We start from the raw sequence: 13,523 nt of genomic DNA on the forward strand, positions 1-13,523 counted from the left end.
GGGCCGGGACCGGGGCCGGGACCGGGACCGGGACCGGGACCGGCAGCCGGGGCCGGGACCGACCCCGAGCACCCGGCCCGTCGGCCGATGCGTCGGCCGACGCGTGGCCCCGCCGACCTACCGACCCGCCGGCCTGCCGCCCCGGCGACTGACGACTGACGACCGCACCACCGCTCCACCGACCCTGCCGACCTGCCGACCTGCCGACCTGCCGACCGATCTCTGAACGACCGATCTGCCACCCACGGATCCACTGACCGACCGATCTGCCGCCGACCGCCGATGACCCGACGACCGGCCGGGGACCGGCCGGCCGGCCGCGCACCCCCACCTCTCACGGGAGCAGCCCATGACCGACCCCGCGTTCGACCCCGCCGCGCTCGTCACCGTCCTCCGTTCCCAGGAGAGCCGGCTGGTGCTGCGCCGCTTCACCCACGACGACGCCTGGAACCTGGGCTGTCTGCTGGTCCGGCTGGCCCGGGACCGGCAGGCGCCGGTGACCGTCGACATCCGCCGCGGCCACCAGCAGCTGTTCCACGCCGCTCTGCCGGGCACCTCCCCGGACAACGACGACTGGATCGACCGCAAGCGCCGGATCGTGGAGCGGTTCGGAGAGAGTTCGTATCTGGTGGGCACCCGGTTCCGGGCGCGGGGGACGACCTTCGAGGCGTCGTCGCCGCTCGACCCGTGCCGCTATGCCGCGCACGGAGGCTCGTTCCCGATCGCGGTCGAGGGCGCGGGGGTCATCGGCACGGTCACGGTTTCCGGACTGCCGCAGGCCGAGGACCACGCGCTGGTGGTCGAGGCGCTGGAGAGCTTCCTGACACCGGACGCGCCGCAGACCCCGACGCCCTCGCCCTCGCCGCAACCAGAACCGGAACCGGCACCGCTGCCGGGCCCGTCGCCCGCCCCCGGGCCGACACCCGCGCCGGCACCCGGGCCGGGCCCCTCCCCCGCGCCGACTCCGGAGCCCTGACGGCTCAATCACGTCCGGCGGGGCGGGCTTTGGTGCGCACGCACCCTTGCCGGGGCGCGGCGCCGTGGTTACCGTCACGTAGCGCACGTGCTTACCGACGGTAACTCTCTCTCCTCGCCCGCCCCTGCCCGGATCCCCGGAGGACGACGATGCCCGCACCCGCCCCGAGGCGCCCGCGCCGCCCGCTGCTTCCCCTCTCCACCGCCGCCGTCCTGGCCTCCCTCGTGCTGACCTGCGGCACGACCCCGGCGGGCGCGGCCGAACGGGCCGCGCCGCGGGCGGCCGGAGCGCCGCGCGACGTGATGGCGGTCGGCAACGGCCAGGGCGGCACCGTCAGCTTCATCGACGCCGCGACCTTCGAGAACCTGGGCTCCTTCGACGCGGTGCCCGACCTCGAACAGCGCATCGACGAGATGAACCCCGTCGAGCGCATCGCGTACGAGACCGTCAACAGCATCCAGGGCTACCGCAAGCTCGTCGACGACATGGCCGTCTCCCCCGACGGCAGCACGCTCTACGTCTCGCGCGGCGTCCTCTCCGACGCGGTCGCCTTCGACCTCGCGAGCGGCACCATGCTCTGGCGCTACGAGACCGCGGGGTTCAAGGCCGACCACGCCGCCCTCTCCCCGGACGGCAGCAAGTTCATCGTCTCGGCGACCACGGCCAAGAAGGCGGAGGTGCTCAACACCGCCGACGGCACCCTGCACGCCAGCTTCGAGACCGGCACCTACCCGCACGGCAACGACTACTCCGCCGACGGCAGCCTCCTCTACAACTCCAGCATCGGCGTCACCTCCATGCCCAAGGCCCTCAACGGCCTCAAGGGCGCCAAGCAGGTCGTCGCGGTCGACGGGGAGACGTTCGACCCGGTGCGGACGTACGACTTCGAGTACGGCGTCCGGCCGGCCGTCTTCACCGCCGACAACAAGACGATGTACGCGCAGCTCTCGTACCTCAACGGCTTCGTCGAGTACGACCTGGAGGCCGGGGAGATCACCCGCACCGTCGAGATGCCGTACAGCGACAAGGCCGCGGAGCTGCGTGAGGACGACTACCCGCAGAACTCCGCGCACCACGGCATGGCCATGAACGCCGACGAGTCGAAGCTGTGCATGGCCGGGACCATCGACGACTACGTGGCCGTCGTCTCCCGCCCCGGTCTGGAGACCGACGGCTACGTCCACTACGGGACCGACGCCCTGCCGTACTGGACCGCGACCGGCCCCGGCGGCCGGTACTGCTTCGTCTCGCTGTCGAACGAGAACGAGGTCTCGGTCGTCGACTACGCCACCGCGAAGGAGGTCGCCCGCGTCCCGACCGGCCACTTCCCGCAGCGAGAGCGCCCGGCGAAGCTGACGGACGAGGCGCTCGCGGGCCTCGACCCGTCGGACGGCTGACCCCGGCCGACCCGGCGGGGCACGGCCGCCCCGGCTCCTCCCCCAGCTGCCCGCGGCTGCTCCCGGCTGCTCCCGGCTGCTCCCGGCTGCTCCCGGCAGAGCTTCCCCCGCTGCTTCGGCAGACCGCCGCCGGACGTTGCCGGACGTTGCCGGACCGAGCGGGGCGCGTCGGGCCGGAGCCGGCCCCGGTGCGGCGGGCGCGGCGCCGGGGCGCGGTCAGGACGGAGGCGGCCCGTGCCCGGCCGGCCGTGCGGCGCGCTCGGCCTCGTACCGCACGTCGCCGTGCTCGGCGCCCTCGACGTACTCCGGCCAGGTCGCGTGGAAGGTGCGGACGTACCGCAGTCCGGCCTTCTCCAGCACCCGGCGGGAGGCCCGGTTGACGGTCATCGTCTCGGCGACGACACGCTCGATGCCGAGTTCGGTGAACGCCTTGCGGACCAGGGCGCGGGAGCCCTCGGTGGCGTAGCCGCGCCCCCAGGCTGCCCGGTGCAGCCGGTAGCCGAGTTCGGCCACCGGCGAGCCCGGATCGCACGGGCGCAGCTCGAACCAGCCGAGGAACGCGCCCGTGGCCCGCTCCTCGGCGGCCCAGGCTCCCAGCCCGCGGTGCTCCTGGTACCGGCGCAGGATGCGGGGCAGCACCTCCTCGCGGACGGTCTCCGGCGGTTCGGGGGCGGCGGAGATGAAGCGCATGACGTCCGGGTCACCGTGGAGGCCGCCGAGCAGGTCCGCGTCGGCCCCGGTGAACCGGCGCAGCGTGAGCCGCTCGGTCTCCAGGAAGACGGTTCGCGTGGTCCGCATCCGCGCGAGCGTAGTCGGCCCGCCGCGCCGGCCCCAGTGGTTATCGGGTGAGCCAGGCGCGTTCGGCGGCGGTCCACGCCGTGCTCGTCACCACGTACAGCCCGGCGGCGAGCGGCACGACGGCCGCCGTGAGCAGCGTGCCGAACGACAGCAGCGGAAGCATCCTGGCCATGCCCGCCACGGCCTGCGCCCCGGGCACCGCCCCGGTGTCGCCGGACCGGCCGGCCGGCGCGGCCGGGGCCACGAGCTGCGGGGCGTCCCGCGCCGTGCGCCGGGCCCGTGCGTACGTCCAGGTGGCGACGGCCGCCGTCAGCGCGAACAGGGCGAGGTAGACCAGCCCCTGCGGCCCGAACGGGCCGCCGTCACCGAGCGCGTCGGCCCAGCGGCCGCCGAGCGGCGCGGCGAGGAGCCGGTGGTCCAGCAGTTCGTTGGCCTCGCCGCCGATCTCGGAGGCCGTGAACAGCCGGTACATCACGAAGAACACGGGCAGCTGCACCAGCATCGGCAGACAGCCGGCGAGCGGAGAGGACTTCTCCTCGGCGTACAGGTCGGCCAGCGCGCTCCGCAGCCGCTCCGGGTTACGGGCGTGCTTCCGGCGCAGTTCGGCGACGCGGGGCGCGAGCCGGGCACGGGTCTTCTCACCACGTACGGCGGCACGGGTGAGCGGGTGGAGCGCGAGTTTCACGCACAGGGTGAACAGGACGATGGCGGCGGCGGTGGCCGACGCGGCGAACACGGGCTGGAGCGCGCCCGCGAACAGCGAGACGAGGTGCGCGAATACGGACATGGGTGAGCCCTCCGGGGGTCTCGTCGTGCCGGAACGAAGGATTTCGGCGTGACGAGCCGGGCAGGCGTGCGTGCTCCGTTCCCGGCACCGCGCGCTGCGTAGCGCGTGCCGCGTGCGCGCGCTGCGCGCCGCGTGCTGCGGGGAACGTGTGGAGAGGGAGCGCCGCCTACCCGGCTGCCGGGGCGGGACGCCCGGGTGCCCTGGGCCGTGGCCGGCCGGAGGCGTCGGGGTCGCGCTGGGGCAGGAAGGCGGTGCGCAGGGCCCGTTCGCGCAGGGCGGTCCGTACCCGGGTGGGCGGAACGGGACGGGCGGCGCGGGCGGTGAGGACGGCGCAGGCGAGGAGTGCCGCGCAGACCGCGGTGGTGGCGGCGAGGGCGACGGCCCCGGCCAGGGCCTCGCCGAGGAGGCCGCTCTGGCCGAGCAGGATCTCGCCGAGCAGGGTCAGCACGAGCCCGGCCCGCACCCGCTGCACGACGTCGCCCCTCATCCCGCTCCTTCTTCGACCGACCGTCTCATCATAGGGCCGGCCGCCCCGGCGAGCGGAGGCGCGCCCCGGAGCCCGGCCCGCGACCGTGGTGACGGCAGTGGTGAGGGCGGTGGCCAACACCACCTCGGCGGTGACCAGCCGGTGCGCCCGCGACTCCCTGCGCTCACCGGATTCCGCGTCGAGGTTGAGCCCGCCGCCCGCGACGGCGGAGAGCACGCCCGGCGAGGACGCCCGCGACGGTCCGCACGAGCGGGACAGCACATCGCGCGCTTCGGCGGCTTTCCGCGGACCGAGCGCGCCCCCGCGGCCGCCCGAAGCCGGGTAGGCCGCCCGGGCGGCCGCCCGAAGCCGGGTACGCGCCCGGGCGGCCGCCCGAAGCCGGGTACGCGCCCGGGCGTGCCCGGATTCAGGGCCGGGGGAGGCCGTGGCGGGCGGAGCCCAGCACCCGTTCGGCGACCTCGCGTTCCGCCGCGGCGGTGAAGACGCCGCCTCCGCCCCGGCGGGCGGCGACCGCGCGCCGGGTCTCCTCGGCGAGCAGATCGGCGTTGATCGCCGCCCCGGCCAGCAGACCGGCCGCGACCGCGCCGGCGACCTGGCCGGTGATGTCCGCGGCGTTCCCGGCGACCCACACCCCGGGCACCTCCGTCGCCCCCGACGGGTCGGCGGCGACCTGGCTGCCGACGACGTGGCCCGCCATCTCCCGGCCGGTGGCCGTCAGGCCCAGCCCCTCCAGGACCCCGGCACGGCCGGTGAGGCGGGAGGCGACCGTCAGCGCGTCGCGCGGGATCACCCGTCCGCTCGCGAGCCGTACGCCGCCGAGCCGCCCCTGCCCGGTGAGGTCCAGCCCCGCCACCTCGCCGTCCACCACGGCCACCCCGCGCGCGGCCAGTTGCTCGTACTGCTCGTCGTCCGGCTCGGGGCCGGTGTGCAGGAAGAGCGTCACGTCGTCGCTCCACTGCCGCCACAGCAGCGCCTGGTGCACGGCGAGCGGACCGGTCGACAGCACGCCGATGGCACGGTCGCGCACCTCCCAGCCGTGGCAGTACGGGCAGTGCAGCACGTCCCGCCCCCACAGCTCGGCGACGCCGGGCAGCTCGGGCAGTTCGTCGGCCAGCCCGGTGGTGACGAGCAGCCGGTCCGCGTGGGCCGCCGGGGCGCCGCCGTCGAGCAGCACCCGGAAGCCCCCGGCGGCGGGCCGCTCGACGGTGACGACGGTGCCCTCGCGGACCTCGCCGCCGTAGCGGGCCACCTCTTCGCGGCCGGTTGCCAGGAGTTCGGCGGGCGGCACGCCGTCCCGGCCGAGGTAGCCGTGGACCTGTGCGGCGGGGGCGTTGCGGGGCCGGCCGGCGTCGACGACCAGCACCGAGCGGCGCGCCCGGGCGAGGGTGAGCGCCCCGCTGAGCCCGGCGGCGCCACCGCCGACGACCACGACGTCGTACCGCCCGGCCCCTCCCGGCCTGGCGGGCTCCGCGCTCGGTACCCCGTTGACCGAGCCACCCGGCACGTCCGCGTTGCCCGCGCCGCCCCAGTGATCCGTATTGCCCGTACTAGCCGTTACGTTCTTCTCATTCGTATTGCTCGTGTTGTCCGTCATGCGAATGACCTCCTGATGCGAGGGTTCGCCGCACCACCCCGTCTTGACAAACTTTCTTGCCGGGGTGGCAAATGGAGGGCATGGCAGAGCCGACATCCGACAACGATGAATTCGCACCGGTCCTGGACGCCGTGGGCCCCCGGCTGCGCGCCCTCCGCCGCTCCCGCGGCACCACGCTGGCCGCTCTGAGCGAGACCACCGGCATCTCGATCAGCACCTTGTCCCGGCTGGAGTCCGGACAGCGCCGCCCCACCCTGGAACTGCTGCTTCCGCTGGCCAAGGCGCACGGCGTACCGCTGGACGAACTGGTCGGCGCGCCGCCGACCGGCGATCCGCGCATCCATCCGCGGCCGTTCCAGCGGAACGGCCGGACCATCGTGCCGCTGACCCGGCATCTGGGCGGGCTGTCCGCGTACAAGATGGTCCTGCCCGGCCGCCCGGACGACACGACCGGGGACGACAAGCTCGAACAGCGGGTCCACGAGGGCTACGACTGGCTGTACGTCCTCTCCGGCCGGCTGCGGCTGGCACTCGGCGAGCACGATCTGGTGCTGACGGCCGGAGAAGCGGCGGAGTTCGACACCCGGGTCCCGCACGGGTTCGCCGCGGCGGGCCCGGAGCCGGTGGAAATCCTCAGCCTCTTCGGCAAACAGGGCGAACGGATGCACGTCCGCGCCCGCTCATCCGAGAAGAAGTGACCGGGCGGGGCACCACGGCACCCGCCGCCTCGGACCGCACTCGGCGGCCGACCGGCCATCAGCCGCGTCGACAATGCCTCAGGCCGGTACAGCCGGCGCTCAACAGGCAGCGGGCAGCGGGCAGCGGGCAGCGGGCAGCGGTTAACAGATAGCAGGCAGCAGGTGGCAGGTGGCAGCAGTCTTCAGCCGTCGGCGGGCGGGCCGTTCCCGTCCTCCGGGAGCACCAGCAGCAGGTGCTCGTACTCCCCGTGCCGCAGCGTCCCCGTGCGGCGGAAACCGTGCTTCTCCAGCAGCTTCACCGAGCCCGTGTTGCCCTGGTACGGGTCGGCGTGGAGCGGGCGGGTCCGTTCCACGCCGAGGAAGAGCGCCAGGGCCCTCGTGCCGATCCCCCGTCCCCAGAAGCTCCGGCCGAAGACGTAGCCGATGAACCGCCGGTCCCCGTCCCACCAGGACACGACGGAGCCCGCGACCACCCCGTCCACCGTGACGGTCCGCGTCAGCACGGTCGGGTCGCCGAGCACCTTCGTCGTCCAGTGCTTCATGAAGGCGTCCCGCTCCCTGGGCGTGAACTTCGACCTCCGCACCGTCTCCGGGTCGCGCTCGTGCTCGTGGAACAACTCCAGGTCGGCTTCCACGACTTCCCTCAGTCGTACGTCTTCGCTCATGCCCGGAGTCTGACAGCGGGCACTGACAACACCCCGCCCGCGCGCAGCCCCACCCGGCCCCCGCACCCGGCATGCCCCCGCCCTTCACCGGCACGAACACCGCGCTTCACCGGCCCCCCGGCACTGGCTCGGCGCCCCGCCACTCCCCGGCACCACTCCCCGGCGCCGCCCCCCGCACCGACGCCGAGCCCTGCTCCCCCGGCGCCTTCCCGGCAGGGACTCCGCGCCCCGCTACTCCCCCACCCGGCCGTCTATCCGCTCGCGCAGCAGATCCGCGTGGCCGTTGTGCCGGGCGTACTCCTCGATCAGGTGCACCAGCACGTCGCGCAGCGTCACAACGCCGTCCGACACCCGGCCGGACACGTAGAGGTCGGGCACCCCGGTCACGAAGCGGTCGGCGAAGGCGACCTCCTCCCGCCACACCTCCCATGCCCGCGCCACCACTTCCGGGTCGGCGACCGCTCCGTTGAACTCCCCGTCCGGGTCCGCCGCGGACCAGAAGTGCGGCGGCGCGTCCTGCCCGGCGAGAACCCTGCGGAACCAGTGCCGTTCCACATCGGCCAGGTGCCGGACCAGGCCCAGCAGCGACAGCGTGGACGGCTCGACGGAGCGGCGCGCCAGCGCTTCGGCGTCGAGGCCCGAGCACTTCAGCTCCAGGGTGGTGCGGTGGAACCTCAGATACTCGAGCAGGAGGGAGCGCTCGTCCCCCGTGGAGGGCTCGTTCGGCCGGGGGTCGTTCTCGGGCGCGACGAACATGTCGGCTCTCTTGGCGGGTCCGCTCTGGCTGCTCATCCGGTCATCCTCAACGATCACCGCACGGCTCCGCCACGGCTTTCCGGTGCCGGCCGCGGCGCCCGCCGCGCTACCGGAGGACGGCCACCGCCACCGCCACGGCCGCGACCACCGCCGCCACCAGGGCGACCACGGCGACGGGACGAGCCCGGCCGGCCCGGCTCTCGCTCACCCCGTCCGGGAAATCGAACGCCGGACGGGCGGGCGCCGACGTGGCCGGCTGGGCCGCCCACGGCGTGTCGACGGCGCGGATGACGGGCTCCTCCCGCGGCCCCCACGTCGTCACCCCGTCCCGCTCGGTCCCGCGCCGCAGCCCGCCGTCACCGTCCCGGCGCCAGTACGCGCCGGCCGCGTCGGTGAAGGACAGCCGGACGTCCGCGAGCCGGGCGGAGACCTCGCCGCTCCGCCCGGACGGCAGCGTGAACGTCCGCCCGGTCGCCGCGTTCACGTCGCCGCACACCTCCGGTACGGGCTGTTCGTGCAGCGTGGCGGCCAGCTCACGGACCGGGTGGCTGCTGCGGTTGATCACGTCGAGCTGCGGCGTGACGTATCCCGGGTGGATCGCCGACGGCACGGTCCGCAGCCGGACGTCGATCAGCGACGCCTGCACCAGCGCCTCCCTCGACTCCGCCTGCCGTGCCCGCTCGGCGGCCTCCCGCTCCCGGGCCTCGATCCCCCGCTCGCGCTCGGCCGTCTCCCGCTCGCGCTCGGCCGTCTCCCGGGCGCGCCGCACCTGGTGCCGGTGCCCGGCCCAACTGACGTACAGCGCCCCGAGGGCCACGGTGGTGCTGATCACGGCGATGAGCGTCTCGGCCATGGGATTGCTGTGCCCGCCTCTCCGCGCCCGGTCAGCCGGTCGCCCGGAGCCGGGCTGCGACCCGGCCGGTCTCGTGGTCGGTCGTCAGTTCGGCGCCGCAGCGGCGCAGTGCGGCGATCGCGGCCCGGTTGCCGGAGTTCGTGTCGGCGACCACGGCGCGGGCACCCGCCCGGGCCGCCTCGGCGAGTACGGCACGGAGCACCGCGGTGCCGATGCCCAGGCCGCGGGCGGACCGCCCGAGCCACAGCCCCGTTTCGAGTTCCCCGGGCGCGCCGCCGCGCCGGGCCAGCCGGGCGGAGCCCACGACCTCACCGCCGGCGACGACCGCGTAGGTGGCCTCGGCCCGCGGGCCGTCCAGCCCGGGCCGCCGCGCCCGGTGCCAGGCCACGAAGGCGTCGCGGCGGGCCGGGGTCCAGCCCGGCGGACCGGCGACGGGCGGCATGACGTCCTCGGGTTCGGCGTCCGCGACGGCCGTCGCGAGCAGTTCCCGCAGCGTCTCCTCGCCGAGCCTCCGCAGTTCCACGTCACCGCTGTCCGTACGCACCATCCGTCCCCGTGGTTCGGTGAGTCCGGCGCTCAGAATAGGCCCAGCCGGGCGCTTGCGCCCGGGAGTTGCCCCGGCGGGGCGGGCGGGTGCGCGCCCGGGCGCCCGGGTCCGCGGGCTGCGAACGGCGAGCAGCGAGCGGCGAGCCGCAGGCGGCAGGCGGCAAGCGGCGGGCGGCGGGCGGCGGGCGGCGGGCGGCGGGCGGAAAAGACTGGGAGATCCCCGTCCCGCGCCGCTACCGTGCCCCGGTGACAACTCAGGTGATCGTGCTGAACGGCGGCTCCAGCTCCGGGAAAACGGGTATCGCCCGGTGCCTCCAGGCGGTTCTGCCGGATCCGTGGCCGGTCCTCGGGGTCGACACGCTGATCGAGACGATGCCCGCCTCCCTCCAGTCCTCGGACACGGGGCTCCTGGTCACGCCGGACGGCGGGGTGAGCGTGGGACCGGAGTTCCGGGCGCTGGAAGCCGCGTGGCGGGCGGGGGTCGCCGCGATGGTCCGTGCCGGCGCGCGGGTCGTGGTCGACGAGGTGTTCCTCGGCGGCGCCGCGTCCCAGCAGCGGTGGCGGGAAGCTCTGGCCGGGCTGGACGTGCTGTGGGTCGGTGTCCGCTGCGAGAGCGCCGTCGCCGCGGGCCGCGAACTGGCGCGGGGCGACCGGGTCGTGGGGATGGCAGCGGAACAGGCGGAGCCGGTGCACCGGGGCGTGGTCTACGACATGGAGGTGGTCACGACGCACACCGAGGCCCTCGTGTGTGCGCGTGCCATCGCCGAGCGGGTCGGGTGACCGGGCACGCCCCGGGCCAACGCCAACGGTCACCTGGGGCGTGCCCCGGGAGCCGGCCGGCCCGCCGCGTAGCCCCGGCACGGCCGTAACCGGCACCACCGTGATCCGGCACCGGTCCGGCACCATGCTGGTCCGGTACGACGGCACGCCCGGCCGCGCCCCCGTGACCGGCCGGCCGCGCTCCGGGACGACCGACCGGGATCCGGGACCGGCCGGGCGGCCGGGCGGCCGGGCGGCCGGGAGACTTCCGGCGGCCGCGGCATTCCGCGCCTGGCCGATTGATGCCGTTGAGGTCGAGTTCGCCAGTTTTTTCGTCGAATTGCATTCGACGGTCGACACCGCATCGAAATCACGGGTCGAATAGCGTCGAATATTCGACACCGGAATCATAAGCCCTGGTCGCGCGGTTCATGATTCACCGTGCAAGACAAAACCCTTGCATTGTTGTCGTGTTACTGCCAGCATTTCCGCCGCCGTGACAAACATGCTGCCACGGTCGGCCGCTGACCATTCGGCCCTCTCTTCTCCCCCGCAGCAGTACAAGATGACGAGGACTGCCATGACCGGATCAAGCCGCAGCACAGGACTGAGACATTGGTGGGCCGGCCTGCTGGCCGGCTGCGCGGTCGCCCTGCTCGCCGGGCTGGGCGTACTGGCTCCCGGCAGCGCCAACGCGACGCCCCGGGGCCCCGCTTCCGGCAGCACCGGGTCCGGTCCCGCCTCGGACGAGGCCATGGCCGCCGTCGAGGCGATGCAGCCGGGCTGGAATCTCGGCAACTCCCTCGACGCCACCGGGGAGGACGAGACCTCGTGGGGCAACCCGCGGGTCACGCAGGAACTGCTCGACAACGTCCGGGCCCAGGGGTTCAACAGCATCCGTATCCCCGTCACCTGGGGGCACCACCAGGGCGCGGCCCCGGACTACGCGCTGGAGCAGGCGTATCTGGACCGGGTCCGGGAGGTGGTCGACTGGGCGCTGGACGACGGCTTCTACGTGCTGATCAACATCCACCACGACTCCTGGGAGTGGATGGCGGACATGCCCGCCGACCGCTCCGGTGTGCTGGCCCGCTACAACGCCATCTGGACACAGCTGGCCGACACCTTCCGGGACTCCTCCGCCAAGCTGCTGTTCGAGAGCGTCAACGAGCCGCAGTTCACGAACAGCTCCGGTGACGCCCAGAACGCGGAGCTGCTGGACGAGCTGAACACCTCGTTCCACGAGATCGTGCGCGCGTCCGGCGGCAACAACGCGAACCGGCTGCTCGTCCTGCCGACCCTGCACACCTCGGCCGACCAGGCGCGGGTGGACGAACTGGCCGCGACGTTCGCGGCGCTGGACGACCCCAACCTGGTGGCGACGTTCCACTACTACGGCTACTGGCCGTTCAGCGTGAACGTCGCGGGCGGAACGCATTTCGACGCCACCGCCCAGCAGGATCTGACCGACGCGTTCGACCGCGTGCACACCGCCTTCGTGGCACAGGGCATTCCGGTGATTCTCGGCGAGTACGGCCTGCTCGGCTTCGACCGGCACACGGGCACCGTGCAGCAGGGCGAGAAGCTGAAGTTCTTCGAGTTCCTCGGCCACTACGCCCGGGCCAAGAACATCACCACCATGCTGTGGGACAACGGCCAGCACTTCCAGCGGACCGGTTTCGCCTGGAACGACCCGGAGCTGTTCGCGCAGATCGAGTCCAGCTGGACGACCCGCTCGGGCACGGCCTCGTCCGACCAGGTCTTCAGCGAGCGCGCCGCGGACATCGCCGACCGGACGCTGACACTGCATCTCAACGGCACCGAGTTCACCGGGCTCCACCACGGCGACACGGAGCTGACGCGGGGTACGGACTACACCGTCGAGGGCGACCGGCTCACCCTCACCGCCTCGCTGCTGACCCGGCTGAGCGGGGACCGGGAGTACGGCACCAACGCCGAGCTGTCCGCCCGCTTCTCGGCGGGCGTGCCGTGGCGCATCAGCCTGGTCACGTACGACAAGCCGGTGCTGGAGGACGCGACGGGCACGACGGACTCCTTCGCCGTGCCGACCGACTTCCGCGGCGACCAGCTCGCCACGATGGAGGCGAAGTACGACGACGGCAGCAACGCGGGGCCGCACAACTGGACGCCGTACAAGGAGTTCGACGCGGCCTTCGCGCCGGACTACGAGGCGAAGGCCACGACCCTGACGCCGGACTTCTTCGCCGAGGTCAACGACGGCGCCCGGGTGACGCTCACCTTCCACTACTGGAGCGGGACGAAGCTGACCTATTACGTCACCAAGTCCGGCACCACGGTCACCGGCACCACGGCCTGACCGGCACGGTCTCTCCGGACGGCCGGGGCGCGGCACCACCGCGCCCCGGCCGCCGCCGCGTGCGACACACCACCACGGGCCGCCGTCCGCCCTCCGTCGCTCGTCCCCGCCGTTCGTCCTCCGTGGCCCGTCCCCGCCGCTCGTCCCCGCCGTCCGTCCTCCACCGTTCATCCTCTGCCGCTCGCCCTTCGTCGCTCGTCCTCTGTCGTTCGTCTTCCGCCGTTCGTCTTCCGTCGGCTCGTCGTTCGTACGCGCGGCAACCGCCCCGCCGTCCGCGGACAACCGCTTTCCGGGAGCGGACGGCGTGTGCCACGGTCGGCCGATGCACGTATCCGCGTCCCGTACCGGCCTACTGCGCCGGCAGTTCGACCTGACCTGGGCCCTCTTCGAATATCACCTGGACCGGCTGGAGCCCGGGGACTTCCTGTGGGAGCCCGGCCCGCTCTGCTGGACAGTGCGTCCGGACACCGACGGGGTGTGGCGGCCGGACTGGGCGGACCACGAGCCGGATCCGGTGCCGGTCCCCACGATCGGCTGGGTGAGCTGGCACATCGGCTGGTGGTGGAGCGTGACCCTGGACCACGCGCGGGGCAGGGAAGCGCGGGATCGGACGGACATCACCTGGCCGGGCGACGGCGCGTCGGCCGTGGCCTGGCTGCGCGGGCTCCGCGAGGAGTGGCTGACGGTGCTGGACGGGCTCACGGACGCCGGTCTGGACGCCACCGCCCCGTTCCCGTGGCAGCACGACCCCGCGTACACGGTCGCCGACATGCTGGCCTGGGTGAACACCGAACTCACCAAGAACGTCACCGAGATCGGCCAGCTCCGGCTGCTGCGGGCGGCGTCCGCGGCGACGTCCCCGTAACCGT

General features: G+C 73.9%; 13 protein-coding genes and 1 pseudogene. 6 read left to right on the forward strand and 8 right to left on the reverse strand.

Features of this window, described 5'->3' with window-relative positions:
* Positions 1-349: 349 nt before the first annotated feature.
* Positions 350-826: pseudogene (locus GCU69_RS27700) on the forward strand (heme-degrading domain-containing protein); the annotation flags it as partial.
* 299 nt (positions 827-1,125) lie between these two features.
* Positions 1,126-2,373, forward strand: a complete 1,248-nt coding sequence (locus GCU69_RS27705; protein ID WP_156207502.1) for a YncE family protein — start codon at positions 1,126-1,128, stop codon at positions 2,371-2,373.
* A 216-nt stretch (positions 2,374-2,589) separates the two neighbouring features.
* Here the strand turns inward: GCU69_RS27705 and GCU69_RS27710 are convergent, their stop codons facing one another.
* The 4 genes from GCU69_RS27710 to GCU69_RS27725 form a co-directional block, all read right to left on the reverse strand.
* Positions 2,590-3,171: a GNAT family N-acetyltransferase gene (locus GCU69_RS27710; protein ID WP_156207503.1), complete on the reverse strand. Its 582-nt coding sequence runs from the start codon at positions 3,169-3,171 to the stop codon at positions 2,590-2,592.
* Between the two features lie 40 nt (positions 3,172-3,211).
* The gene (locus GCU69_RS27715) at positions 3,212-3,958 is read right to left on the reverse strand and encodes a YidC/Oxa1 family membrane protein insertase (protein ID WP_156207504.1); all 747 of its coding nucleotides are present in this window, start codon (positions 3,956-3,958) and stop codon (positions 3,212-3,214) included.
* A gap of 166 nt (positions 3,959-4,124) precedes the next feature.
* Positions 4,125-4,445, reverse strand: a complete 321-nt coding sequence (locus GCU69_RS34145; protein ID WP_170315948.1) for a DUF6412 domain-containing protein — start codon at positions 4,443-4,445, stop codon at positions 4,125-4,127.
* Between the two features lie 406 nt (positions 4,446-4,851).
* Positions 4,852-6,039, reverse strand: a complete 1,188-nt coding sequence (locus GCU69_RS27725; protein ID WP_156207506.1) for an NAD(P)/FAD-dependent oxidoreductase — start codon at positions 6,037-6,039, stop codon at positions 4,852-4,854.
* 71 nt (positions 6,040-6,110) lie between these two features.
* On the opposite strand from GCU69_RS27725, the gene GCU69_RS27730 reads away from it, so the two are divergent.
* Positions 6,111-6,737 (forward strand): helix-turn-helix domain-containing protein, encoded by a 627-nt coding sequence (locus GCU69_RS27730; RefSeq protein ID WP_098750528.1) that lies wholly within the window; start codon positions 6,111-6,113, stop codon positions 6,735-6,737.
* A gap of 182 nt (positions 6,738-6,919) precedes the next feature.
* On the opposite strand, the gene GCU69_RS27735 is transcribed toward GCU69_RS27730, so the two are convergent.
* The 4 genes from GCU69_RS27735 to GCU69_RS27750 form a co-directional block, all read right to left on the reverse strand.
* On the reverse strand, positions 6,920-7,402 hold the full coding sequence (locus GCU69_RS27735) for a GNAT family N-acetyltransferase (RefSeq protein WP_098750527.1): 483 nt from the start codon (positions 7,400-7,402) through the stop codon (positions 6,920-6,922).
* Between the two features lie 231 nt (positions 7,403-7,633).
* Positions 7,634-8,194, reverse strand: a complete 561-nt coding sequence (locus tag GCU69_RS27740; protein WP_235978740.1) for a DinB family protein — start codon at positions 8,192-8,194, stop codon at positions 7,634-7,636.
* A gap of 70 nt (positions 8,195-8,264) precedes the next feature.
* Complete coding sequence (locus GCU69_RS27745) at positions 8,265-9,011, reverse strand: hypothetical protein (RefSeq protein WP_156207507.1); 747 nt, start codon at positions 9,009-9,011, stop codon at positions 8,265-8,267.
* A gap of 31 nt (positions 9,012-9,042) precedes the next feature.
* Positions 9,043-9,558, reverse strand: a complete 516-nt coding sequence (locus GCU69_RS27750; RefSeq protein WP_098755451.1) for a GNAT family N-acetyltransferase — start codon at positions 9,556-9,558, stop codon at positions 9,043-9,045.
* 245 nt (positions 9,559-9,803) lie between these two features.
* On the opposite strand from GCU69_RS27750, the gene cpt reads away from it, so the two are divergent.
* The 3 genes from cpt (at position 9,804) to GCU69_RS27765 (ending at position 13,519) form a co-directional block, all read left to right on the forward strand.
* The gene (cpt, locus tag GCU69_RS27755; RefSeq protein ID WP_156207508.1) at positions 9,804-10,337 is read left to right on the forward strand and encodes a chloramphenicol phosphotransferase CPT; all 534 of its coding nucleotides are present in this window, start codon (positions 9,804-9,806) and stop codon (positions 10,335-10,337) included.
* Between the two features lie 559 nt (positions 10,338-10,896).
* Positions 10,897-12,654, forward strand: a complete 1,758-nt coding sequence (locus GCU69_RS27760) for a cellulase family glycosylhydrolase (protein WP_218037991.1) — start codon at positions 10,897-10,899, stop codon at positions 12,652-12,654.
* 322 nt (positions 12,655-12,976) lie between these two features.
* The gene (locus GCU69_RS27765) at positions 12,977-13,519 is read left to right on the forward strand and encodes a DinB family protein (protein WP_156207510.1); all 543 of its coding nucleotides are present in this window, start codon (positions 12,977-12,979) and stop codon (positions 13,517-13,519) included.
* Positions 13,520-13,523 lie beyond the last annotated feature (4 nt).

The sequence above is a fragment of the Streptomyces lycii genome (genome assembly GCF_009735685.1).
GTDB lineage: Bacteria > Actinomycetota > Actinomycetes > Streptomycetales > Streptomycetaceae > Streptomyces > Streptomyces lycii.